This window comes from Companilactobacillus versmoldensis DSM 14857 = KCTC 3814 (assembly GCF_001434295.1).
Lineage (GTDB): Bacteria > Bacillota > Bacilli > Lactobacillales > Lactobacillaceae > Companilactobacillus > Companilactobacillus versmoldensis.
The window spans coordinates 111,412-135,094 of the sequence record NZ_AZFA01000003.1 but is presented as its reverse complement, the minus strand read 5'-3'; the positions used below and the strand labels follow the sequence as shown (position 1 = coordinate 135,094).

Genomic DNA, 23,683 nt, shown 5'->3' with positions numbered 1-23,683 from the left:
AGAAATAAATGCAATATACAGAAATTATGGTTCGATACGGTGAACTTTCTACTAAAGGAAAGAACCGCAAAAGTTTTATCGGACGTTTGCACGGCAATGTCACAAAAGTTTTAAAAGACTTTCCAGATTTAAAATTACAACCACATCGTGATCGTTTGCACATCAAGTTAAATGGTACAGATGCTAAACCAGTTATGGAAAAATTGAAGCGCGTGTTCGGTATCCAAACTTTTTCATTGAGTGTCAAAGTTTCGAAAGACTTCAACGATGTCAAAGCAAAAGCTATTGAAATGATGCACGAAGCCTATGAACCAGGTAAAACTTTTAAAGTTGCCACTAAACGTTCTGACCACGAGTATTCTTTAGATACAAATCAGATCAATCTTCAACTAGGGGATGCTATTTGCGATGAATTTCCAGAAATTCAGGCAGAAATGAAACATCCTGATATTAAGATCTCTGTCGAGGTTCGCCAAGACGGAATCTATTTATCATACTTAACCGTTAAAGGTGCCGGCGGATTGCCTGTTGGTACCGCTGGTAAGGCTATGTTGATGCTTTCTGGTGGAATCGATTCTCCAGTTGCTGGATATTTGGCCATGAAACGTGGTGTGGATATTGAAATGGTCCACTTTTTCAGTCCACCATACACATCTGAACAAGCTTTGAACAAAGCTAAGGAATTAACTAGCAAATTGACCGTTTATGGTGGCAATATTCGCTTTATTGAAGTTCCTTTTGCTGAGATTCAAGAAACAATCAAAGCCAATGTCCCTGAAGGATATTTGATGACTATCCAAAGAAGATTCATGTTACGTTTGACTGATTTGATTCGTGAACAAGAGGGCGGCCTAGCAATCTTCAACGGTGAGGCTGTTGGTCAAGTTGCTTCTCAAACTTTAGAAAGTATGGCAGCTATCAATGATGTCACAACAACGCCGATCCTGCGTCCGGTTGCGACAATGGATAAAACAGAGATCATTCGTTTGGCGGAAGATATCGATACCTTTAACTTATCGATTCAACCATTTGAGGATTGCTGTACGGTGTTTGCTCCACCAGCACCAAAGACCAGACCAAGTACCGAAAAAACGCGTGAATTTGAAAGCGTGCTAGATATTGATGGCTTGATCAAGCGCTCATTAGCTGGCATTAAGATGACTACTATTGAACATGGTGATCATTTTATGGAAAAAGACCAAGATGAAATCAACGACTTATTATAAAAATGTTTGACGATTAAAGAATTTTGTTTTAATATCAATTCAACAGCAATGAACAAGAGGGTTATTTTCAAAGAATCCAGAGAGAGTAGTAATAGCTGCGAGCTACTCATTCTTGATGAATAATTGTTACTTGTGAGCTATCTAATGATCGGGACACCGTTAAATGTGAGTGAAGAGTAAGTTTTACTCTTAATTTAGGTGGCACCGCGAGCATTCGTCCTATCCAGGACGGATGCTTTTTTTATACTGGAGGAAAATATGAGAGAAATCGATATGGATACAAAATATAATCCAACCGAAGTCGAAAAAGGACGTTATCAAACTTGGTTGGATCAAGGCGTTTTTAAGCCTTCAAGTGATCAAAAAGCTAAACCTTACTCAATAGTTATCCCACCTCCAAATGTTACTGGTAAATTACATTTGGGACACGCATGGGACACAACTATTCAAGATACTTTGATTCGTTATAAGAGAATGCAAGGTTATGACACTTTGTATCTTCCAGGAATGGATCACGCCGGTATCGCTACTCAAGCAAAGGTTGAAGCAAAATTACGTGAGCAAGGTATTTCTCGTTATGATTTAGGAAGAGAGAAATTCGTTCAAGAGGTTTGGAACTGGAAAGATGAATTTGCTAAGATCATCAAATCACAGTGGGGTAAATTAGGTTTATCACTTGATTACTCACGTGAACGTTTCACTCTTGATGAAGGATTATCCAAAGCTGTTCGTAAAGTCTTTGTCAAAATGTACAACGAAGGCTTGATCTATCGTGGTGAATATATCATCAACTGGGATCCAGAGTTGCAAACTGCCCTGTCAGATATCGAAGTTATCCATAAGTATGACCAAGGTGCCTTTTATCATGTTAAGTATCCATATGCCGATGGTTCCGGCTATATCGAAATTGCTACAACTCGTCCAGAGACAATGTTTGGTGATGTTGCCGTAGCTGTTGCTCCAGATAATGATCGTTACAAAGATGTTGTAGGAAAAGAGATCATCGTGCCATTAGTTGATCGTAAGATTCCAATTATTACCGATCACTACGTAGATAAGGACTTCGGTACTGGAATGGTAAAAATCACTCCTGCCCATGACCCTAATGACTTCTTAGTTGGTAATCGTCATGATCTCAAGCGGATCAACACGATGAATGCTGATGGAACGATGAATGAAAATGCTGGTAAGTATAATGGGCTTGATCGTTTTGAGGCTCGTAAGCAAATTGTTAAAGACCTTCAAGACAATGACTATATGCTTAAAGTTGAACCTTATGTTCACAGTGTTGGACATTCAGAGCGTTCAGGGGTTCAAGTTGAACCACGTTTATCAACACAATGGTTCGTTAAGATGAAGCCACTAGCTGAGATGGCTTTGAAGAATCAAACTGGATCTAACAAAGTTAACTTTGTACCAGAAAGATTCGAAGAGACTTTCGAACAATGGATGGATAACGTTCATGATTGGGTAATTTCACGTCAATTATGGTGGGGGCATCAAATACCTGCTTGGTACAACAAACAAACAGGTGAAACTTACGTTGGCGAAGAAGCTCCTAAAGATATTGAGAATTGGGAACAAGATTCTGATGTCTTAGATACTTGGTTCTCCAGTGCACTCTGGCCATTTTCAACTATGGGATGGCCCGACGAAGATAGTGCTGATTATAAACGCTATTTCCCAACTAATACTTTAGTAACTGGTTATGATATTATCTTCTTCTGGGTTTCCAGAATGATTTTCCAAAGTTTGAAATTTACTGGCAAACGCCCATTTGAACACGTTGTTATTCATGGTTTGATCCGTGATGAACAAGGTCGTAAGATGAGTAAGTCATTAGGAAATGGTATCGATCCAATGGATGTTATCAACAAATATGGTGCTGACGCTTTGCGCTGGTTCTTGATGGTTGGTTCGACACCTGGGCAAGATACACGTTTCAGTTATGACAAGATGGATTCAGCTTGGAACTTTATCAATAAGATCTGGAATGCTAGTCGTTACGTTATCATGAATCTTGATGATGATACTCCAGCAATGGACGATCTTTCCAAAGTTACAAATTATGATCTAAGTGATAAATGGATCTTAGCAAAATTGAATCAAACTGTTAATGATGTTAACCGCTTATTCGATAAATTTGAATTCGGTGAAGCAGGCCGTAGCCTTTACAACTTTATCTGGAATGATTTCTGTGACTGGTACATTGAAATGAGTAAGGCTACTTTAACAGGTGACGATGAACAGACTAAGGCCCAAAAGAAGATGATCTTGACTTACGTTCTTGATCAAACTTTGAGGTTGATGCACCCGATCATGCCATTTGTAACTGAAAAAATTTGGTTATCAATGCCACATAATGGCGAATCAATTTCTTTAGCTAAATACCCTGAAAATCATTCAGATTTTGATAATAATGAAGCAGTTTCTCAAATGGAAGTCTTGATTGACTTGATTAAATCCGTTCGGAAGATTCGTTTGGAAGCTAATGCACCACTTTCAAGTGCCATTGGTATTTTCATCAAGCCACAAAATGATCAGATCAAAGATGTTTTGATGAATAATCAAGAATATATTGATCGTTTTGCTCATCCAAAGGAATTGAAGATCGACACTGATCTTCAAGCACCTGAATTGGCAATGACTGGTGTCAATGATGAGACGGAAGTTTATATCCCATTGGCAGAATTGATTGATATTGATGATGAAATCAAACGTCAACAAGAAGAATTGGCCAAGATGGATCAAGAAATCAATCGAATCAATAAAAAATTATCAAACGAAAACTTTGTTAATAAGGCACCTGAAAAAGTCGTCGCTGAACAGAAGACAAAATTGGCTGGTTATCAGTCTAAGCAAGAAAAAATCAACCAGAGAATTGCTCAACTTAAAAAGAATAAGTAATAATTTGGTTAGATTTCGTTAGAAAGTGATTTTTAGAAATGCCTAGGTGCTAATTCATTATTGAATTGGCACCTTTTTTGATAATCAAGTGAAATAATGGTTAGATTACCTTTGAGAGGAACAAAAATGTTTAAGACATATGAAGAAGCATTAAACTACATCCATTCATTACCAAGAATGCATAAAAGAAATGATCTAACAGATATCAAGCACGCTTTAAAAATCTTAGGTGACCCAGAGGATAGTTATCCAACGGTACATATTACTGGAACCAACGGTAAAGGTTCGACGGTCAATTATCTTGCGAATTTGTTAGAAGCAACTGACAAAAGAGTAGGGATGTTCACCTCACCATTTGTTATCAAATTTAATGAGCGGATACAGATCAACTATCAGATGATCTCTGATGAGGAGATCTTAGAATTGACTAATTACATTATTGAAAAGACCAAAGGTATTCATTTGATCGAATTTGAATTTGTTACGGTAATGGGCTTTTTATACTTTAAAGATAAAGTCGATATTGCCATTATTGAAGTCGGAATTGGTGCTACTCATGATAAAACTAATGTTATTACACCAATTTTGTCGATCATCACTTCTATTGGCATGGATCATGAACAAATTATTGGTCCAACTATAGAAGACATTGCCAAAGAAAAATCTGGGATCATCAAAAGTGAAATACCGGTGATATGTGGGCGATTGCCTGAATCGGTTCGTTCAATCATCTCTGCAAAGGCTGCCAATGAATTAAGCCCACTCTTTGAGTTCGGTCACGATTTCAAAATTATAGATTTTCATCAGAAAGAAATGAAAAATCAATTTACTTATGATGAAAAATTAGTTACAATTCAAGACATTCAGGTATTTGGTTTTGAAGAAACTGATGCTGAAAATGCAGCACTTGCGATCAAGGGATTTATTGAAATTGCTAGACAGCTGAAAACCCAGTGGTCAAGCCGGTTCATCGTTCAAAATATTGATCGGCATGTCCTGTTAGGTAGAGAGCAGATCATTCAAAAAAAGCCTTTAGTTTTGATGGATGGTGCTCATAATTTGGATGCAATTCGCAATTTAATAAATTCTTTAACTACAAACTGGCCTAAAAAAGATATAATTGTCTTATACACAGGGATGAAAGACAAGGATAGAGCCGATATATTGACTTTTTTGTCGAAAAATACTCATCATGTCTTTGTCTCTAACTTGTCTTATTCACGGTCTGCTAAAAAGGTAGATTATGATTTGACAACATATGGCAATGTCCAATTCATCGATAATTATGATAGTGAGATCGATCAACTGATCTCCAAATTGAACGATGAACAAATCTTTTTGATTACGGGATCTTTTTATTTAATTTCGGAGTTAGAATCTAAGTTTAATTCGTAATTTATTACATGATGATAAATATAAGAGAAAAACTCAAACAGCATGGTACACAGGCACTAACGACTCAAGAATTGATTGCGGTCATTTTAGGGACCGGTACTAGAGATTATGACGTCACCAAACTTTCGGCGAATGTTTTGATCAGCTCTGATAATCTTCGTAAATTAAGTTTGGATTCATTAGTCCAACAAAAAGGAGTAGGACATGCTCAGGCCTGCAAGCTCTTAGCTGCAGTTGAACTCGGCGCAAGAAAAATACAGCGTGACGTGTTGCCCAAAAAACAAATTTCTTTGTCTAAAATGGGCGAACATTTAATAAAAAAAATAGGTAAGTCATCACAAGAAAAATTAGTAGCAGTATATCTAGATAACGGATTTCATGTCATTGACGAAAAAGTGATTTTTATTGGGACGGTTGATTCTGCAACAGTCCATCCACGAGATGTTTTGTGTGAAGCTTTAAAATTATCGGCACCGCAGGTGATTATTTGTCATAATCACCCTGGGGGCAGTTTGATTGCCTCACCCGAGGACCGTCGCTTTACACAAAGATTGATCGATTGTTGCCATTTGGTTGGTGTTAATTTAGTCGATCATTTGATTGTCACACCACGTGATTATTTGAGCTTTAAAGCTCAAGATTTAATTTGATGTTCAACCGTTCTGTTACTTTAATTTGACACGTTATATGATATAATTTTTGTTAGTGTAAATGTGGTGTGCAATTAAAGGAGAATATAATATTGTTTGGTATAGGATCAAAAAAAGTAGGTATTGATTTAGGAACTGCAAATACTCTTGTATACGTTGAAGGCAAGGGAATCGTTTTAAATGAACCATCAGTTGTTGCAAAGAATAATAACACAGGTGAGATTGTTGCCGTTGGCTCTGATGCCCGTGAGATGATTGGACGTACACCAGGTAGTATTTCCGCAATTCGTCCCATGAGAGATGGTGTGATTGCTGATTATGATACAACAGCTGCGATGATGAAATATTTCATTGAAAAAACAACCGGTAATTCAAAGCCTTCCGTAATGGTCTGCGTACCAAGTGGTGTTACTGAGGTTGAAAAGAGAGCTGTCATTGAAGCTACTCAACATGCTGGTGCAAAGGAAGCATATGTTATTGAAGAACCTTTTGCTGCCGCCATCGGTGCTGGTCTACCAGTAATGGATCCAACAGGTAATATGGTTGTTGATATTGGTGGTGGAACTACTGATGTTGCCACTATTTCTCTTGGTGGAATTGTTTCATCACGTTCAATTAGAATCGCTGGTGATAGATTTGATGAATCTATTTCAGCTTATATCAAGACTAACTTTAACTTACAAATCGGTGAAAGAACTGCCGAAGAAGTTAAAATGCAAGTCGGATCAGCTTCAATTGAAAAAGCTAAAGAAATTGAATCAATGCAAATTCGTGGTAGAGATTTAGTAACAGGACTTCCTAAAACTATCCAATTAACTGGCGAAGATATCGCTACAGCTATTCATGAGAATGTTCAAGAGATCATTGAAACTATCAAAGAAACTCTTGAAGAAACTTCACCTGAAATTGCTGCTGATGTGATTGATCATGGTATCGTACTCACTGGTGGTGGAGCTTTGTTGCATCATTTGCCAGAGGTAATCTCTGAAGCAACTGGCGTACCCGTATTCATTGCTCAAGACCCACTAGATTGTGTAGCCATCGGTACTGGAGAATCATTGAAGAATATCGATGTAATGCGTCGTCAAAAATAAGCGGGGTGAGCCCGCTTTTTTATTTGGTTGAAGGTAGGAGGAAGAAATGCAAAAGTTTTTCTCAAATAAAAAGTTAATTATTTTAATGGTAATCATAATTGTGACTTTTGGACTTTTGGCGGTATCTGTCAGTGTCAGAAATAAAAAAGAAACTCCTCCTGTTGTTCAACAAGTTGGAAATGATGTCGTTAGTTTGGTGGATGGTGTTTTTGCATATCCAACCAATGGAGTAAAAAATATTTCATCTGAGTTTTCAGATCTTTATAATACTTATCAAGAGAATCGTCGCTTGAAGTCAAAAATTGGTGATTTGGCTGAAAATCAAGCTAAGTTGAAAGTTGCTCAAGATGAAAATAAGAAACTTAAACAAGAATTAAAATTAAACAGTACTTTGACTGATTACGATACAACGAATGCATCAGTCTTAAGTCGTTCACCAAGTAGTTGGCAAAATTATCTAACTATTAATCGAGGTCAGACAAGTGGTATTAAGAAAAATCAACCAGTTATGTCTGGGAGTGGTTTAATTGGACGGATAGTTGAAGTCAATGAAATCAGTTCTAAAGTTGAATTGATTTCAACTGATAACGAGATCAATGATAAGTTTGCTTCCGAAATTGTTGACGACAATAAGAACAACGTTACTGGTGTTGTGAGTCGCTTTGATGATTCAACAGGTGATTTAGTCATGGAAAATGTAAATTCTGTTAAAGGTATCAAAAAAGGGCAACGTGTTATTACCTCTGGATTAGGTGGAAGAACACCACGAGGCCTTTATATCGGTAAAGTTTACGGTATTAAAAAAGATGACTATGGTATGACTAATTCTGTATATATTACGCCAGCAGCAGAATTAAGAAACTTTACCGTTGTTACTGTCATAAAATCAACGGTCAACGGTGAAAAATAATGACAATTAAATCGCAAAAGATAATTGGTCAAGTTGTCTTTGTAATGCTGGCATTTTACCTTGACGGCTTGATTAAATGGGCTTTTCTCAATAACATGAATAAGGTTAATTTGACCATTATTCCGCAGTTAATGTTGATGGTACTCGTCATGTTGACGATGCGGATCGATAGTCGCAAGATGATCTTGATTTATGGGATCGTCTTTGGTTTGATTTATGACTCTTATTATTTTGGCTTGATTGGCTTATATACCATCTTGTTACCATTGGTCCTTGTTGGGATCGATCACTACAAGTTCCTATTTACAAAACCATCAGTCGGTTATGAGATATCGATTTATTTTATATCCTTAACTTTTATACAATCAGGGATATATTTGCTGGAAAAATTGTTTAGATTAGCTTCGGCCGATGTTGGTGATTTCATCACTTTCATTTTAGGTCCCACTTTGCTTTGGAATATGATCGTATTTTTCGTATTGTATGTTCCTTTCGCCAATCTAAGCGATTGGTTAGTTAGCTATAGGAGGGGAACCAAATGAGTGATGTCACTCTAAAGGGAAGCAAAGATGGATTTTCGGTCATAATTAATGATGATTGTAATTTTGAAGATGCAATGAGTCAGTTGAAAAATTTGATTGTCGAGCAGACAATTGGTACAAGTGAGGATGACAAAGTTCAATTTAACGTCAAAACGGGTAATCGCCTCTTTAATGATGAACAAGTTGATCGAGTTAAAAAGATCTTCGCTAAGTATCCCCAAATTCAGTTAAATGAAATCAGTTCTAACGTGATGCTGAAATCTGAATCGGAGAAGTTAGTTGCCGAAACTAAAGTCAGTGTGGAAACGGGGATCGTTCGCAGTGGCCAAAAGCGGGAATATCAGGGCGACTTGATTTTCCTCGGTACTTTACACGAAGGTGCACAGATTTCAACCAATGGCTCGATTTATGTCGTTGGTCAAGTTAATGGCATTGTACAAGCAGGTTTTCCGGATAATACAAACGCAGCTATCATTGGAAATTTGAATGGAGCTGCACAGTACCGAATTGCCGATGTCGTGGAAATAGTTACTGACGATAATGAAAAAAAGTTTACGAATTATAAATTTGCTCATATTGATGATCTTCATACGATCAGTGTCGAAGATCTCAGCAACTTCAAAGAAGTTAATAATGAATCAAGAAAGAGGACCGAGTAGTTATGGGAATTTCAATTGTTGTGACATCTGGTAAAGGTGGTGTAGGTAAAACTACGACTACTGCCAATGTCAGTACTGAATTGGCCACCATGGGTAAAAAGGTATGTATGGTCGATTTAGATATTGGTTTAAGAAATCTAGATGCTGTATTGGGATTAACTAATCGGATCGTCTATGACATTGTTGATGTGGCTCAACAGCGAGTTGTTTTGTCACAAGCTTTAGTAAGAGATCCTAGATTTGGTGACAACTTGTACTTATTGGCTGCTTCACAATTTTCTGACAAATATGTTTTGGATAATGACTCGGTTCATACTATTATTGAATATCTGAAACAAAGATTTGATTTTGTCATGATCGATTGTCCGGCCGGCATCGAATATGGTTTCAAAAATGCTGTTAATTCAGCTGATGCTGCTTTAGTTGTGACTAATCCAGAAATTGCTTCCGTGAGTGACTCTGATCGAGTAGTTGGTATTTTGGAAAGTTTAGAAATGCCAATAACTCCTCATTTGATCATTAATCGGATCCGTAAGAACATGATCAATCAAGGTACTTCAATGAAGATCGAAGATATTGTCAATCATTTGGGTATTCCGTTGATTGGTATTATTATTGACGAAGATGAAGTTATTTCAGCCTCGAATGCGGGGCAGACGGTAGTTTCTGATCCCAACAGTGATGCTGGGCGGGGCTACGCTAATATTGCCAAACGTATGTTAGGCCAAAGTGTGCCACTTGACTTATTCCAAGAACCAAAGAAACGTGGGTTCATGAGTCGGATGTTTGGTCGAAATAACTGATTCATTATTATTTAAATCAGCACAAGGGGAGCCAAATGGCTGAGAGTGATCGTTTATCAGACCCTTAAAACCTGTTATGTTAATGCATGCGTAGGGATTGTGTTCATACAACAGAAGGAAAACTCTCTTGTGATGATTTTTGCAAGGGAGTATTTTTATGGCTAAAAATAAAGAATTAATAATTTTGACTGAAGGTGCAATCGTCACTGCAGCTGCCCAAGTATTAAACTTCGTTCCGCATTCTGTTGGTATTTCATCAATTGAATTGGTTTACGGACTTATCCCGATGGCAATTTTTGCTTTAAGGAGAGGTCTGAAAGCTGGCTTGATGGCTGGCTTAGTCTGGGGACTTTTGGATATGTTATTGCGTGGTATCAGTTCAGGGAGTGTATTGAATCCTTTGCAGGGATTCATTGAATACCCAATTGCCTTTGCTGCTATTGGTCTGATCGGACTTGGTAGTGTTCACGTGAAAAAAGTCATTCTCGATAAGAAAAATTCTCTAGGACCGATTTTGTTGTTTTGTACCATCGGATTTGGTGCAAAATATTTCTTCCACTTTATTGCTGGTGGTATATTTTGGGCTTCATTTGCCCCAAAGACCATGAATCCATGGATTTATTCTTTAGTGATCAATGGTGGTAGTTTTATAGCCAACATGATCATGATGTTTGTCTTGGTCGTAGCTCTACATAAGGTGTTTGAGAAATTAATTATTGTTAATAAATAAATTAAAAGTGGGGAATTAATTCGATTAAGAATTAATTCCCCACTTTTTTTATTTGAGCACTTATTTTTATTTTATTGAAGGAATCCTGTTACGGCTCCAAGGGCGACACCTAAGATAGTAACAATGATCATTAACCAAACAACGGTTTGAATGATCTTGGATAAAGTACTTTTTGGCTTTTTATCGTTCAAAACAGACACCACCTAGCATATTTATACAAAAATACTACTTCACTGAATACAATTATGCAAATGAACTGATGTAATTCCAATTGTCTTCTCAAGTATCCCCACGGCTGCAATCGTTGATATATGAGTGATTTAGCCACATTATTTAAATATAATGTGATTATCTTAAGATGATGTGGTTAATTGTGGGTAATTGTGGTAAATTAGAAAGTGTTAAGGATTTGAGGTGAGCTTGAGATGTTCATGGGTGAATTTCATCACGCGATAGATAGCAAGGGAAGATTAATTATCCCGTCAAAATTTCGCCAAGAGATTGGTGATTCCTTTGTTATTACACGCGGGATGGATGGTTGCCTATTTGGCTATCCCATGGATCAATGGAACAAACTCGAAGCTCAGCTTGATAAATTACCATTAACTAAAAAAGATGCTCGTGCCTTCACAAGATTCTTCTATTCAGCAGCAACCGAAGTGGAATTCGATAAACAAGGTCGAATCAATTTATCTGCCCCTTTGATCAAATTTGCTAAATTGCAAAAGAATTGCGTGGTCGTCGGAGTTTCTGACCGAATCGAAATCTGGGACGCGGAGAATTGGGACAAGTTTAGTGAAGAAGCCGAGGAAAACTTTGAAGATATCTCGGAGAAGATGACAGACTTTGACTTCTAATGAATTTAAACATAAGACGGTTCTCCTCAAAGAAACGATTGATATGGTCAATCCCGTTGATAATGGGATCTTCGTTGACGCAACTTTTGGTCGCGGGGGCCATACCAAAGAATTGATGAGCCGCGTTCACAACAGTAAAATATATGCCTTTGATCGTGACGAAAGTGCGATTGAAGTTGGTGAAAAAATTGAAGCAGATAAAGATTTAATTGGTGACAATCAATTGATCTTGATTCGCGATAATTTTGAAAATATGCAAGCAGCACTTGCTCAAAAAGGCGTTCAGCAAGTTAATGGAATCGTCTATGACCTTGGAGTTTCTTCTCCTCAGTTTGACGATGCTGTTCGAGGGTTCAGTTACAAAAAAGAAGCCCGATTAGATATGCGAATGGACCAACGTCAGGATCTTGATGCTGAAAAAATCGTTAATGATTGGTCATATAACGATTTAGTACGGATTTTTTTCAAGTACAGTGATGAAAAATTTTCTAGGCAGATTGCCCGTTCGATCGAAAGGACTCGAGCTGAACATCGGATTACTTCGACATTAGAATTAGCCGATATAATTAAAAATTCCATACCGGCTGCCAGACGTCGTACTGGTGGTCACCCAGCTAAAAGGATCTTTCAAGCGATTAGGATTGCCGTCAATGATGAATTAGGTTCCCTAGAAAGATCATTAGCCCAAGCAATTGATTTAATACAACCTGGTGGGAGAATCAGTGTGATAACTTTTCAGTCTTTAGAAGATCGGATAGTTAAGCATACATTCAAGGAAGCATCAGAGGTGGACGTTCCTAGAGGTTTACCAGTTATTCCTAAGGACATCCAGCCGACTCTCAAATTAATCACACGAAAGCCAATCGTACCCAATAAAGAAGAACTTATTGAAAATAACCGAGCACATAGTGCAAAGTTACGTGTCGTCGAAAAGATTAAATATGGAGTGTAGGGAAATATGTTAGAAAGTACAGCCAGAAATTTAGAAAACTATCAAACAGTAGAGACAGGTACTCAAACACAAGCAAAGCCAACTACTGTTACACATAAAGTTGCCATTTCAAAGACTGAGTCACTTTTATTAGTGGGTTTAGGTCTGTTAACTTTGTGCCTAATGACTGCACTTGTAACAATGAAGGTCTCCATGACTTCTGCCCAAAATAACCTTGATTCTGTTACCACAAAAATAACCAATACAACAACAAATAACGTAAACTTACAGCAGGAAGTATCTGAATTAACTAGTTATGATCGTCTTTCAAACTTTGCTAAGAAGCACAATCTTAAGATGAATAATAAAAATGTAAGGAACGTTACGAAATGAAAAAATTTTTTAAAAATCTTCGCAAAAAGGCACGAATCAATCACTATATTGTCGGTTTTCTTATAGTGATTGTGACTGCCTTTTCTTTTAGCTTTTTTATCTATCGATTTACCTCTGTAGCGACTAGTAAAGAGTTCGATGGCGTAAATTTGGCTCAACGAACCCGTCAAAAGTATCAGCATGTTGATACTGTAAATCCTTCTCGGGGGGACATTCTAGATAGCAATGGTGAAATGATTGCTGGTAATTCAACAATTTACAATATATATGCTGTGTTATCCAAAAAGGCTAAAACAACTGATGGTAAGCCGGATTATGTGCAAAACAAAGCTGCCACCGCGAAAGTGTTGGCTAAATATCTACCACTTTCAAAGAAACAACTAATGGATTATTTGACGCCTAAAAATAAAAGTCAGTACCAGGTCGAATTGGGGCCCGAAGGTAAGAACCTATCAATTGAAATAAAAAATAAAATCTCAGCTGAGCACTTACAGGGTATCAAGTTTACCGAGTATCCATCACGAACTTATCCCAATGGTGTTTTCGCAACTAACCAAGTTGGGATTACTAAACAAGATAAGCCCAATGATACTAATACTAATATCAGTGGATTGATGGGGATCGAAGATTATTTCAACAAGATTTTATCCGGTAAAGGTGGTAAAAAAGTTACTAAGATCGATTCACAGGGTAATGAATTACCGGGTTCTCAGATGGTTGAGAAACAGGCAGTCAATGGCTCAAATGTTTATTTGACGCTTGATAGTAAAATTCAACAATATGTTGAGATCTTAAGTCAAAATGTTGAGGACAAGTATCAGCCCAAAGATCTGCAGGTTTTGGTCATGGACTCAAAGACGGGTCAGATAAAAGCTGCCACCCAACGTCCAACTTTCAATCCGACGACAGGTAAGGGGATGCAACAAAGTTGGCGTGACACCTTGGTTGCTGACCAATTTGAACCTGGTTCGGTTATGAAGATTTTGACACTTTCGGCTGCAATCGATTCTGGTAATTATCATCCTAATGAACTATATAAGTCTGGTTCTGTTGAAGTTGGTGGCCGTACGATCAGAGACTGGAATAATGTTGGTTGGGGATATATCCCTGAATACGAGGCCTTTCCTCGTTCATCTAACGTTGGTATGGTCCACCTTGAACAAGAAATGGGTGCTGATACTTGGATGAAATACATGAAGAAATTCAAAATTGGTGAAAAAACTGGCATTTCATTGCCAGATGAAATTGCCGGTGGGATCTCATATAAGCATTCGTCTGACCAGGCGATGACCTCCTTTGGTCAAAGTGTCAATGTGAATACTATCCAAATGCTGCAGGCTTTTTCTGCCGTAGCAAATAACGGTAAGATGATCCAGCCACAGATCGTCAAGAAAATCGTTGATCCGAATACTGGCAAGACAACTCAAAAATATAAGACCAAAGTTGTTGGTAATCCGATTTCGGCCAGCACAGCTAAACAAGTCAGAAAATCTATGCGTGACGTTGTGACTGCTGATTACGGTACTGGTATGGCTTATAAAGTTAAAGGTGTCAAAGTAGGAGTTAAAACTGGTACCGCTCAAATAGCATCGCCAACTGGTGGATATATGACCGGTTCTAACAACTACATTTTCTCAGTAGCTGGAATGATTCCGTATAATAAGCCACGTTATATTGTTTATATCACGATGAAACAACCACAAGTGATGTCAGCCGCCGCTGAAACAATGATTTCTGAAATTTTCAATCCTTTGGCAAAGACTTTAGCTAATCAATCAAGTGATACCGGTGTTGATGTCGAACCTGGTAGTCAATATGTAGACATGCCAGACTTCTTGAACAAGTCAGTCTCCTCTGCTAATAAACAGATCAAGAAATTGAATCTACAATCAGGTATCGTCGGGACTGGAGATAAGATCGTTCAGCAATCACCAGCGAGTGGCGAAAAAGTCATGCCAGGTCAAAGAATCGTAATGTTGACTAATGGAGCCATGACTATGCCAGATTTAACTGGATGGTCGAAGAATGATGTTTTGAAATTTGCTCAAGTGACAGGCCGGACTGTTGATACTAAAGGTGATGGATATGTGACAAAACAATCCATTAAACCAGGAAAAATCATTAATGACAGTGGTAAAATTATAGTAACTTTGAAGAATAAAAATTAAGTGGGGATTTTCCATGGAACTATCGAAAATTTTGATCGATTTGATCAGTAGTTTTGCAATCGTAGCAATTTTTATGCCATTTCTGATTGGCTATTTAATTGCTCATAAAGAGGGTCAGTCGATCCGTGAAGAAGGGCCTAAATGGCATGAGAAAAAGTCAGGTACACCTACTATGGGTGGCTTGCTGATCATCATTGCTATGGCTATTTCAAATATTTGGGTCGGAGCCTGGCTCAATCAAATGACGCACGCTTTAGTTATTACGACTTTAGTCATCGTCTTATTTGGCTGCATTGGCTTTATTGATGATTTCATTAAAGTATTTAAAAAACGTAATTTAGGATTGAAAGCACTCCAAAAGTTGATTTTACAGATCGTTGTGGCAGTTATCTTCTTGTCTGTCTATATCGGTGACAGTATGCCGATGAATTTCTCGATTTCAAATCTATTTTCGGTGAACTCAAAAATCATTTTTGTATTGTTTACGATTTTTTGGTTAGTTGGATTTTCAAATGCAACTAATTTAACTGACGGTATAGACGGACTATTAGGCGGTCTAGGAGCTATTTCATACCTTACATATGCAATTATTGCTCTTAACCAAAACCGAACTGACATCGCCATTGTTTGCTTCTCATTTGTAGGTGGCTTGCTGGCATTTTTGATTTTCAATCACAAGCCAGCTAAGATTTTTATGGGGGACGTTGGTTCCCTAGCCTTGGGTGCAGGGCTAGCCGCAATTTCGATTTTATTAGGTCGTTACTGGTCACTTCTGTTGATTGGTCTGATATATGTCATCGAAACTGCAAGTGTAATGTTACAAGTCTTCTCATTTAAGGTATTCCATCGAAGAATCTTTAAGATGACACCGATCCATCATCATTTTGAAATGCTCGGATGGAGTGAATGGAAGATTGATTCAATTTTTTGGATCTTTAGTGCCGTTTGTTCATTGATATATTTATTAATTTTTATATAGAAGGTTAGTTATGGTCAAAAATAGTGTATATGCAAATAAGAAAATCCTAGTTTTAGGTTTAGCCAAAAGCGGTTACGCAGTTGCTAAATTATTGAAAAAAATCAATTGTGAAGTAACAGTAGTTGACTCAAATCCTTTAGAGGGAAACGATGAGGCTAAACAATTGATTGGTGAAGGTTTTAAAGTTATCACTGGAAGTAATGATGCTAAATTGATTGATGATAGTTATGACTATGTCGTTAAAAATCCTGGTATCCCATATTCAAATCCGCTGATTGAACATGCACAATCGATCAAGGTGCCGGTCATTACGGAACCAGAAATTGCTTATAGTTGTTCAGATGCAACCATGGTGGCCGTAACAGGTAGTAATGGGAAAACCACTGTGACTACTTTGATTCAATTAATGTTGGATCATTCGCCACAATTTAACAAAGCTTATTACGCTGGTAATATCGGTATTCCTATTTCAGATGTGATTCAAAAAGCAAGTACTAAAGATGTTGTTGTCACTGAATTATCTAGTTTCCAACTAGAAGGGACCATCGACTTACATCCACAAGTTGCTGTTTTGAATAATATTTATTCGGCTCATTTGGACTTTCATAAAACGCGCGAAAATTACATTAATGCCAAAATGCATATCACTAAGAATCAGACCCCTGACGATTACTTTGTCGTCAATTGGAATGAATCTGAATGGCGGAAGCTTTCAAAACGTTCGAAAGCACAAGTCATTCCTTTCTCTGATCAACAAGAATTAGGCTTTGGTGCATATGCCAAAGAAGGAAATATTTATTACAATCGTCATTTGATCATGAACGAAGACGACATCAAAGTACCTGGTGAACACAATGTTCAAAATGCTTTGGCTGCTATTAATGTAGCTAAGATATTTGGAGTATCTGATGGAGATATCATCGAGGTACTTTCGAAATTTTCTGGTGTAAAACATCGTATCCAGTATGTTGATCAGTTTAATGACCGAAAATTTTATAATGATTCAAAAGCTACAAATATTGAAGCTACTACCGTTGCCTTGCATGCTTTTAAAGAACCAATCACGTTGATTGCAGGTGGTTTGGACCGTGGAAATACTTTTGATGAATTGGTACCTTCTTTGAAGGGCCGTGTACATAATATTATTGTTTACGGTGAAACTGCCGAAAAGTTGATTGATGCTGCCGAAAAAGCTGAGATCAGCAATATTGTTCAAGTTAATAATCTTAAAGAAGCTGTTCCTGAAGCTTATAAACAAAGTTCTGAAGGTGATGTCATCCTATTGTCACCGGCTTGTGCCAGTTGGGATCAATTTGATACTTTTGAGCAACGTGGAGACCAATTTATCGACGAAGTCAATGCACTGAAGGGGAGTCAAAATGGTTAAAATGCGCATTATCGTTTCTGGAGGAGGCACCGGCGGACATATTTATCCGGCGATGGCTCTGATCAAAAGATTACAAGAACGCGACATGATCGAGTCCGTGCTATATGTGGGTACTGAAAAGGGCCTTGAAAGCAAGATCGTTACTCGTGAAAATATTCCATTCAAAACGATCAAAATCAGTGGTTTTAAACGAAAATTAACTTTGCAAAATGTCAAAGTTTTACAAATGTTCTTTTCATCAATCGGTAAATCAAAGAAAATCATCCGAGAATTTAAACCGGATGTGGTCGTAGGAACTGGTGGTTACGTTTCAAGCGCAGTCGTATATGCTGCACATACGTTAAAAATACCAACTGTTATTCATGAACAAAATACTATCGCCGGTATCACAAATAAATTTTTAGGTCATTTTGTGAATAAAATTGTGATTGCCTTTAAACAGGCAGAAGATCAATTTCCTGAAAAGCAAAAAATCGTTTTTGCCGGAAATCCGCGGGCTCAAGAAGCTGCCGCCATTAAAAAAAATGACCGGTTGAAAGATTTTAAACTTGATGCCAACAAGCCAACTGTTTTAATTTTTGGTGGTTCCAGAGGTGCAACTCCGATCAATAAGGCAGTCATTGCTGCGTTGCCTGATTTTGCTAAGGCCGATTTTCAAATGATGTTCGTGACCGGCCGAGTTCATTATGATGGTGTAATCAAACAGATTGATGATAAATATCTTCAGGCTCGTAATATCGCAATCTTGCCATATATCGACAATATGCCAGAGATTTTACCGGATCTGAAATTGATCGTTGGTCGTTCTGGTGCAACCAGTATTGCTGAAATTACTGCTTTGGGATTACCAGCTATTTTTATCCCCAGTCCTTATGTGACTCATGATCATCAGACTGTTAATGCTAATTCAGTTGCTGAAAATGGTGCTGCCAAGGTGATTGCTGAATCTGATTTGACAGCAGATAAACTTTTTAATAATGTTGCTAGTATTATGAATGATCAGCAAGTCCAGGCGAAAATGTCTCAAGCATCTAAAGAGATCGGTGTACCAGACGCTTCTGACAAGTTGATCGCGGTCCTGACAGGATTGATCAATAAATCGTAGTAAGAGGACATTCTGATGTCAAAAAAACGAAAGAGTTATGAAAAAAGTTTTCTTATTTTTATAATTGCCATTATTATAATTACATTGGCTTATTTTGGTTCGCCTCTGAGTAAAGTCAAAGATATCACGGTAAAAGGTGTTAATGATTTAGGAGCTCAACAGGTGATAAACGCGACTGATATTAGTGATAACTCATTATTAGTGGGAGTGTTTTTCCGTCAAAATTCGATTTCAGATGCAACACGCAAAAAGTTACCATCTGTTAAATCAATCTCATTTCGGACTAAAAATATGCGTGATTTGACTATTAACGTTAAGGAATACGCAACTTTAGGTCTAATTTATAAGAATGGATACTATTATCGGATAATCGATAATGGCAGGATTTTAACTAATAAGTTAAAATCTTATACTGGGAATTATCCCATCTATACCAATTTTAATAAAAAGCGGGAATTAGAGAAAATAACTAAAATCTATAAAAAAATGCCTGAGAGTGTTAAAAACAATGTTTCGGAGATCCACAATGCTTCTACCAAGGTAAATCCATATCGAATCAAGATCGATATGAATGATGGTAATAAAATCGTGGCGGATGTCCGAACAGTTGATAAAAAAATGAAATATTATCCTAGCATTGCTTCACAAATGAAGAAAAAAGGTGTCATTAATTTAGAAATTGGTGCCTATTCCTATCCGTTTGATAACAAGAAATAGGTTTAATAAACTCATTTTTGTGTTAAAATTTTTTAATGAATGGTTTTTTAATTAGTTAAGGAGGCAACCACTGTCTATGGACAATTCAGAGTTTTTTGTAGGACTAGATATCGGAACAAACTCTATTAAAGTGGTAGTCGCTGAAGCATCTGACGAGGCCTTGAGTGTCGTCGGTGTCGGAAGTGAGCGATCTGAAGGGGTTAGTCGTGGCGTAATTGTCGATATTGACAAAGCAGCTGGGGCGATTAAACGAGCAGTTAAAAAAGCAGAGACACAAGCTAATATCACGATCAAAGAAGTTGTAGTCGGGATATCCGCTAATATGTTACAAATTGAAAAGTGTCAAGGAATGATTGCCGTTGGAACACAATCAAAAGAGATCAATGAAAATGATGTTCGCCAAGTAATGGCAGCAGCGATGATCTCTAATTTACCAAGTGAGCGCGAAGTCGTTTCATTGATTCCAAAGCAGTTTTCAGTTGATGGATTCAATAATATTCGTGACCCTAGGGGAATGATTGGTGTTCGTTTGGAAATGAAGGGGATCATTTACACTGCACCAAAAACAATTGTTCATAATACTAAGAAGGCGATTCAAAAAGCCGGCTTACAAATTGTCCATAAAGTAATCACACCAATGGCACTGAGCCAAGTATCTTTGAATGAAGGCGAAGGCGATTTTGGAGCTGTGATTATTGATATGGGTGCTGGTCAATCGACTGCTTCAGTTGTTCACGACCACAATTTAAAATTATCGACCGTGGATTTTGAGGGTGGCGATTATGTCACTCATGATATTTCAGTCGTCCTTAACACAACAATTGAGAATGCAGCTCAATTAAAGATATATTATGGTACTGCTGACTCGGCAAATGCCGACACTGATGATACAATTAGTGTTGATGTAGTAGGCCAGTCAGAACCTGAAACAATTTCTGAGGAATATTTATCCGAGATCATTGAAGCACGACTTCAACAAATTTTTACTCGGTTAAAAGGACCACTTGATGATGCGGGTGCTTTATCATTACCAGGCGGAATAGTCCTAACTGGTGGTGTAGCAGCTACGTCAGGGATTGAGGAGCTTGCCAAGCAAGTATTTGGTGTAAAGGTCAGAAGCTATGTTCCGGCACAAATGGGGATGAGATATCCTTCATATGCCTTAGGTTTAGGCTTAGTAACATATGCATCAAATTTGAATGATATTGGAATTATTGCTGACAATGTAGTCAACGGTGCTGCAATTAATCAATTAGACTCAGCTTCAAGACCAAATGTTCAACCAAAAGTTTATCCTGAACAAGAACCAGAAACTGAACCATCACCAAAACAATCATCAAAGCAGCAGTCTTCGCCAAAGAAGAAGCCGCAAAAGGGTGAAAAGATGGATAAAATCAAGAACTTCTGGAGTAAGTTTTTTGATTAATGCATAAAGTTAACTATATTCAAGACAGGTAATAGGAGGAACTCCTTAATGGAATATTCATTAGATTCAAATGATAATACGGGGGCAGTAATTAAAGTTATTGGTGTTGGTGGCGCTGGTGGAAACGCTGTTAATCGCATGGTCGACACTGGTATCAAAGGTGTCCAATTCATAGCTGCTAATACAGATGTCCAAGCTTTGGAAAGTTCCCAAGCTGAAACCAAAATTCAATTAGGACCTAAATTGACTCGTGGTTTAGGTGCGGGTTCTAATCCTGAGATTGGACAAAAGGCTGCTCAAGAGAGTGAAGAAGCAATTAAGGAGGCACTTGAGGGTGCTGATATGATCTTTATCACTGCCGGAATGGGTGGTGGTACTGGTACAGGTGCTGCACCTATCGTCGCTAATATTGCTAAAGAAAGTGGTGCCTTGACAGTTGGTGTCGTTACTAGACCGTTTGCCTTTGAAGGCTCAAAGCGTTCACGTTTTGCGGCTGATGGTATCACTGAATTGAAAAAAGATGTTGATACTTTAGTTATCATCGCCAATAGTAAGTTGCTTGAGATAGTTGATAAGAAGACACCAATGAATGAAGCATTTAGTATTGCTGATGACGTTTTACGTCAAGGTGTTCAAAGTATTTCAGATCTAATCACTTCACCTGGTTTTGTTAACCTTGACTTTGCTGATGTTAAGACAGTTATGTCCGATCAAGGATCAGCTTTAATGGGTATCGGTACCGCTAATGGTGAGAACAGAATCACTGATGCTACTAACAAGGCTATTTCTTCACCACTATTGGAAGTTTCAATCGATGGTGCAAAACAAGTCTTGCTAAACATTACCGGTGGTCCAGACCTATCACTATTTGAAGCTCAAGATGCTGCTCAAATAGTTACTGACCAAGCAACTAAAGACGTTAATATTATTTTTGGTACTTCCATTGATGAAACACTTGGCGATCAAGTTAAAGTTACAGTTATCGCTACTGGTGTTGAAAGTGAAGAGACAAAAAATAAAAAACCTAAGCGTCGCCTTAATTTGAACAATCCAAATGCTGTCTTCACTAATCCTGAAGATGACAATAATAACCAAGCCGCTGCACAACCTAACAAAAAACCTAGTAACGATCCATTAGCTGACTGGGATATTGATCAAGTTGGTAACGACAATAATTCAAACAATGATGTTTCTGGTCAAAAGAGTGATTTTGCAATCTTCCAAAAACCAGAAACTATTGATTTAAGTGATGATGATGATGATTCGACACCACCAATTTTTAAGCGTAGAAAAAAATGATAGGGAGCTATAATTATGGCATTTGAAAAACTAGGTAGTTTTTTTGGTATTAGCGATGATGAAAATTATGACACTCAAGCACAACAACCTGAGGCTAAATCAACTGATTACTCAAATAACCAAAAGGTAGTCTCAATTGATTCAGGTAGCACTGCTAAAAGTGGTAATAGTAAGATTGCTATTTATCAGCCACGAGTTTATGCTGATGCTAAAATTGTTGCAAAACAATTATTAAATAGTAAAGCTGTCATCGTTAACTTTAATAATATTAATGACGAACAAGCAAAGAGGATCGTTGATTTCTTATCAGGAACTGTTTTTGCTTTAAATGGCGAAATCAAACGTGTTGGAGATAAGATTTTTCTTTGCACGCCACCTAAGTTTTCAATAGATGGCAGTATCCCTGATATAGGTGAATAATGGAGGAAACATTGAATGGATCGAGTGATGACCGGATTACCTAGTATCATTTCATTATTTTTTACGGTCTATGAAATGTTGATCGTGATATATTGTTTATTAACTTTTATACCTGCCTTGTATAATTCTGCCTTTGGTAGATTTATTGCATCGACAGTGGAACCATTTTTAAATTTGATTTCTCGGATAATTCCAACTCGAATCGGTATGATTGATTTTGCACCGATTATTGCCTTGGTCTTAGTTCAAGTCTTAGAGAAAGTGATTTTTATTATAATCTGATGAGTGATAAAGAAAAGGTTAGTTTAAGTGGTGGATACTTTCGCCCTGAAGAAAAACCTTTTATCGATAAGATTGGTGATCTGTTACTTCGAACGCAGTCGATGTACATTCCACAGTTGACTGATTTTTTGAATCAACGACAAAGAACCATTTTAGATAATTTGGTTAATAAATATGATGATCTTTTTGTTCACTACTATGGTGGATATGAAGGTGCAGAAAGAGTCAGGGGCATGATTGCTCCTGATTATTTTGTACCCCAACAGGAAGATTTTCATGAACAATTGTTTGAGGTGCGTTACCCAGAAAAATTTGCAAATCTTCATCATGGACAAATACTTGGTTCTTTGACTGGAGCAGGTATTGACCGTGATCACTTCGGCGATATCATTACTGATGGAAAAAGATGGCAATTTTTTGCTTTTGACAACATAAGTAATTATCTTGAGGAACAGGTCGATAAAATTGGACCATTCAAGATTCATTTGATTAAAAAGGATATTCAAAATGATCTTTTGATGCCAATCGATGATTCGGAAGATGAAACTATCAACGTCCAATCTTTACGGATCGATACCTTGATTGCTGAAGTGTACGGGATGTCTAGGACACAATCAAAAGCTCTGGTTGAACACGGCCGTGTTCAGTTGAACTGGGTTCCACAAAGAAATGCCAGCTCCTTTGTAACACTGTATGATACTATTAGTGTTAGAGGCTATGGCCGGATTTTAGTTAGAAATATTATGGGTAAATCTCGTAACAATAAATATATTTTGTTCGTGAACATAATTAGAAAATAACGG

The 23,683-nt window shown here is 37.5% G+C and carries 24 protein-coding genes and 1 riboswitch; of the genes, 23 read left to right on the top strand and 1 reads right to left on the bottom strand.

Annotation, left to right across the window (positions count from 1 at the left end; all coding sequences use genetic code 11):
* Nucleotides 1–8 precede the first annotated feature (8 nt).
* The 10 genes from thiI to thiT all read left to right on the top strand — a co-directional run bounded on the left by thiI (nt 9) and on the right by thiT (nt 10,916).
* Nucleotides 9–1,226, top strand: coding sequence for a tRNA uracil 4-sulfurtransferase ThiI (thiI, locus tag FC27_RS03040; protein ID WP_010623885.1), 1,218 nt, complete (start codon nt 9–11; stop codon nt 1,224–1,226).
* Nucleotides 1,227–1,484: 258 nt separating this feature from the next.
* Nucleotides 1,485–4,133 carry a valine--tRNA ligase gene (locus FC27_RS03035; RefSeq protein WP_010623884.1) on the top strand — a complete coding sequence of 883 codons (2,649 nt, stop codon included), beginning with the start codon at nt 1,485–1,487 and terminating at the stop codon, nt 4,131–4,133.
* 126 nt (nt 4,134–4,259) lie between these two features.
* Entirely contained in the window at nt 4,260–5,528 is a 1,269-nt protein-coding gene (locus FC27_RS03030; protein WP_010623883.1) for a bifunctional folylpolyglutamate synthase/dihydrofolate synthase, read from the top strand.
* An 8-nt stretch (nt 5,529–5,536) separates the two neighbouring features.
* On the top strand, nt 5,537–6,178 hold the full coding sequence (gene radC, locus FC27_RS03025; RefSeq protein ID WP_010623882.1) for a RadC family protein: 642 nt from the start codon (nt 5,537–5,539) through the stop codon (nt 6,176–6,178).
* A gap of 92 nt (nt 6,179–6,270) precedes the next feature.
* Nucleotides 6,271–7,272 carry a rod shape-determining protein gene (locus tag FC27_RS03020; protein ID WP_010623881.1) on the top strand — a complete coding sequence of 334 codons (1,002 nt, stop codon included), beginning with the start codon at nt 6,271–6,273 and terminating at the stop codon, nt 7,270–7,272.
* Nucleotides 7,273–7,318: 46 nt separating this feature from the next.
* On the top strand, nt 7,319–8,182 hold the full coding sequence (mreC, locus tag FC27_RS03015; protein WP_010623880.1) for a rod shape-determining protein MreC: 864 nt from the start codon (nt 7,319–7,321) through the stop codon (nt 8,180–8,182).
* A complete protein-coding gene (gene mreD, locus FC27_RS03010) occupies nt 8,182–8,724 on the top strand; it encodes a rod shape-determining protein MreD (RefSeq protein WP_010623879.1) in 543 nt (180 codons plus the stop codon). Before mreC ends, mreD begins: the two co-directional genes overlap by 1 nt.
* On the top strand, nt 8,721–9,383 hold the full coding sequence (locus tag FC27_RS03005) for a septum site-determining protein MinC (protein WP_010623878.1): 663 nt from the start codon (nt 8,721–8,723) through the stop codon (nt 9,381–9,383). The genes mreD and FC27_RS03005 overlap by 4 nt, the downstream gene beginning before the upstream one ends.
* A 2-nt stretch (nt 9,384–9,385) precedes the next feature.
* Nucleotides 9,386–10,186, top strand: coding sequence for a septum site-determining protein MinD (gene minD / locus FC27_RS03000; RefSeq protein WP_010623877.1), 801 nt, complete (start codon nt 9,386–9,388; stop codon nt 10,184–10,186).
* Nucleotides 10,187–10,200: 14 nt separating this feature from the next.
* Nucleotides 10,201–10,301: riboswitch (TPP riboswitch) on the top strand.
* Between the two features lie 42 nt (nt 10,302–10,343).
* Nucleotides 10,344–10,916: an energy-coupled thiamine transporter ThiT gene (gene thiT, locus FC27_RS02995; RefSeq protein ID WP_010623876.1), complete on the top strand. Its 573-nt coding sequence runs from the start codon at nt 10,344–10,346 to the stop codon at nt 10,914–10,916.
* A gap of 71 nt (nt 10,917–10,987) precedes the next feature.
* On the opposite strand, the gene FC27_RS11570 is transcribed toward thiT, so the two are convergent.
* Complete coding sequence (locus tag FC27_RS11570) at nt 10,988–11,107, bottom strand: DUF4044 domain-containing protein (RefSeq protein WP_076613317.1); 120 nt, start codon at nt 11,105–11,107, stop codon at nt 10,988–10,990.
* Between the two features lie 234 nt (nt 11,108–11,341).
* Between FC27_RS11570 and mraZ the strand changes: the two genes are divergently transcribed.
* The 13 genes from mraZ (at nt 11,342) to FC27_RS02930 (ending at nt 23,680) form a co-directional block, all read left to right on the top strand.
* Nucleotides 11,342–11,773 (top strand): division/cell wall cluster transcriptional repressor MraZ, encoded by a 432-nt coding sequence (gene mraZ, locus FC27_RS02990; RefSeq protein ID WP_010623875.1) that lies wholly within the window; start codon nt 11,342–11,344, stop codon nt 11,771–11,773.
* Entirely contained in the window at nt 11,763–12,725 is a 963-nt protein-coding gene (gene rsmH / locus FC27_RS02985) for a 16S rRNA (cytosine(1402)-N(4))-methyltransferase RsmH (protein WP_010623874.1), read from the top strand. The genes mraZ and rsmH overlap by 11 nt, the downstream gene beginning before the upstream one ends.
* A gap of 6 nt (nt 12,726–12,731) precedes the next feature.
* Nucleotides 12,732–13,097, top strand: coding sequence for a cell division protein FtsL (gene ftsL / locus FC27_RS02980; RefSeq protein WP_010623873.1), 366 nt, complete (start codon nt 12,732–12,734; stop codon nt 13,095–13,097).
* On the top strand, nt 13,094–15,265 hold the full coding sequence (locus FC27_RS02975) for a penicillin-binding transpeptidase domain-containing protein (protein ID WP_010623872.1): 2,172 nt from the start codon (nt 13,094–13,096) through the stop codon (nt 15,263–15,265). The genes ftsL and FC27_RS02975 overlap by 4 nt, the downstream gene beginning before the upstream one ends.
* A gap of 13 nt (nt 15,266–15,278) precedes the next feature.
* The gene (gene mraY, locus FC27_RS02970; protein ID WP_010623871.1) at nt 15,279–16,244 is read left to right on the top strand and encodes a phospho-N-acetylmuramoyl-pentapeptide-transferase; all 966 of its coding nucleotides are present in this window, start codon (nt 15,279–15,281) and stop codon (nt 16,242–16,244) included.
* A gap of 10 nt (nt 16,245–16,254) precedes the next feature.
* Complete coding sequence (murD, locus tag FC27_RS02965; RefSeq protein ID WP_010623870.1) at nt 16,255–17,631, top strand: UDP-N-acetylmuramoyl-L-alanine--D-glutamate ligase; 1,377 nt, start codon at nt 16,255–16,257, stop codon at nt 17,629–17,631.
* 1 nt (nt 17,632) lies between these two features.
* Nucleotides 17,633–18,736 carry an undecaprenyldiphospho-muramoylpentapeptide beta-N-acetylglucosaminyltransferase gene (gene murG, locus FC27_RS02960; RefSeq protein WP_029508116.1) on the top strand — a complete coding sequence of 368 codons (1,104 nt, stop codon included), beginning with the start codon at nt 17,633–17,635 and terminating at the stop codon, nt 18,734–18,736.
* Nucleotides 18,737–18,751: 15 nt separating this feature from the next.
* Nucleotides 18,752–19,453: a cell division protein FtsQ/DivIB gene (locus tag FC27_RS02955; RefSeq protein WP_056938067.1), complete on the top strand. Its 702-nt coding sequence runs from the start codon at nt 18,752–18,754 to the stop codon at nt 19,451–19,453.
* Between the two features lie 76 nt (nt 19,454–19,529).
* Nucleotides 19,530–20,879, top strand: a complete 1,350-nt coding sequence (gene ftsA / locus FC27_RS02950) for a cell division protein FtsA (RefSeq protein ID WP_010623866.1) — start codon at nt 19,530–19,532, stop codon at nt 20,877–20,879.
* Nucleotides 20,880–20,927: 48 nt separating this feature from the next.
* On the top strand, nt 20,928–22,178 hold the full coding sequence (gene ftsZ / locus FC27_RS02945; protein WP_010623865.1) for a cell division protein FtsZ: 1,251 nt from the start codon (nt 20,928–20,930) through the stop codon (nt 22,176–22,178).
* A 15-nt stretch (nt 22,179–22,193) separates the two neighbouring features.
* A complete protein-coding gene (locus tag FC27_RS02940; RefSeq protein WP_010623864.1) occupies nt 22,194–22,598 on the top strand; it encodes a cell division protein SepF in 405 nt (134 codons plus the stop codon).
* 15 nt (nt 22,599–22,613) lie between these two features.
* Entirely contained in the window at nt 22,614–22,880 is a 267-nt protein-coding gene (locus FC27_RS02935) for a YggT family protein (protein ID WP_010623863.1), read from the top strand.
* Complete coding sequence (locus FC27_RS02930; protein ID WP_010623862.1) at nt 22,880–23,680, top strand: YlmH family RNA-binding protein; 801 nt, start codon at nt 22,880–22,882, stop codon at nt 23,678–23,680. Before FC27_RS02935 ends, FC27_RS02930 begins: the two co-directional genes overlap by 1 nt.
* Nucleotides 23,681–23,683 lie beyond the last annotated feature (3 nt).

What these genes read in the sequence shown, in the direction of transcription:
- thiT (WP_010623876.1), top strand. Translation starts at nt 10,344, where the DNA reads ATGGCTAAAAATAAAGAATTAATAATTTTGACTGAAGGTGCAATCGTC.
- ftsL (WP_010623873.1), top strand. Translation starts at nt 12,732, where the DNA reads ATGTTAGAAAGTACAGCCAGAAATTTAGAAAACTATCAAACAGTAGAG.
- FC27_RS02935 (WP_010623863.1), top strand. Translation starts at nt 22,614, where the DNA reads ATGGATCGAGTGATGACCGGATTACCTAGTATCATTTCATTATTTTTT.
- FC27_RS02955 (WP_056938067.1), top strand. Translation starts at nt 18,752, where the DNA reads ATGTCAAAAAAACGAAAGAGTTATGAAAAAAGTTTTCTTATTTTTATA.
- mreC (WP_010623880.1), top strand. Translation starts at nt 7,319, where the DNA reads ATGCAAAAGTTTTTCTCAAATAAAAAGTTAATTATTTTAATGGTAATC.
- FC27_RS03030 (WP_010623883.1), top strand. Translation starts at nt 4,260, where the DNA reads ATGTTTAAGACATATGAAGAAGCATTAAACTACATCCATTCATTACCA.
- mreD (WP_010623879.1), top strand. Translation starts at nt 8,182, where the DNA reads ATGACAATTAAATCGCAAAAGATAATTGGTCAAGTTGTCTTTGTAATG.
- ftsA (WP_010623866.1), top strand. Translation starts at nt 19,530, where the DNA reads ATGGACAATTCAGAGTTTTTTGTAGGACTAGATATCGGAACAAACTCT.
- FC27_RS03035 (WP_010623884.1), top strand. Translation starts at nt 1,485, where the DNA reads ATGAGAGAAATCGATATGGATACAAAATATAATCCAACCGAAGTCGAA.
- radC (WP_010623882.1), top strand. Translation starts at nt 5,537, where the DNA reads ATGATGATAAATATAAGAGAAAAACTCAAACAGCATGGTACACAGGCA.
- FC27_RS03005 (WP_010623878.1), top strand. Translation starts at nt 8,721, where the DNA reads ATGAGTGATGTCACTCTAAAGGGAAGCAAAGATGGATTTTCGGTCATA.
- murG (WP_029508116.1), top strand. Translation starts at nt 17,633, where the DNA reads ATGCGCATTATCGTTTCTGGAGGAGGCACCGGCGGACATATTTATCCG.
- FC27_RS02975 (WP_010623872.1), top strand. Translation starts at nt 13,094, where the DNA reads ATGAAAAAATTTTTTAAAAATCTTCGCAAAAAGGCACGAATCAATCAC.
- thiI (WP_010623885.1), top strand. Translation starts at nt 9, where the DNA reads ATGCAATATACAGAAATTATGGTTCGATACGGTGAACTTTCTACTAAA.
- murD (WP_010623870.1), top strand. Translation starts at nt 16,255, where the DNA reads ATGGTCAAAAATAGTGTATATGCAAATAAGAAAATCCTAGTTTTAGGT.
- ftsZ (WP_010623865.1), top strand. Translation starts at nt 20,928, where the DNA reads ATGGAATATTCATTAGATTCAAATGATAATACGGGGGCAGTAATTAAA.
- mraZ (WP_010623875.1), top strand. Translation starts at nt 11,342, where the DNA reads ATGTTCATGGGTGAATTTCATCACGCGATAGATAGCAAGGGAAGATTA.
- mraY (WP_010623871.1), top strand. Translation starts at nt 15,279, where the DNA reads ATGGAACTATCGAAAATTTTGATCGATTTGATCAGTAGTTTTGCAATC.
- FC27_RS02930 (WP_010623862.1), top strand. Translation starts at nt 22,880, where the DNA reads ATGAGTGATAAAGAAAAGGTTAGTTTAAGTGGTGGATACTTTCGCCCT.
- minD (WP_010623877.1), top strand. Translation starts at nt 9,386, where the DNA reads ATGGGAATTTCAATTGTTGTGACATCTGGTAAAGGTGGTGTAGGTAAA.
- FC27_RS02940 (WP_010623864.1), top strand. Translation starts at nt 22,194, where the DNA reads ATGGCATTTGAAAAACTAGGTAGTTTTTTTGGTATTAGCGATGATGAA.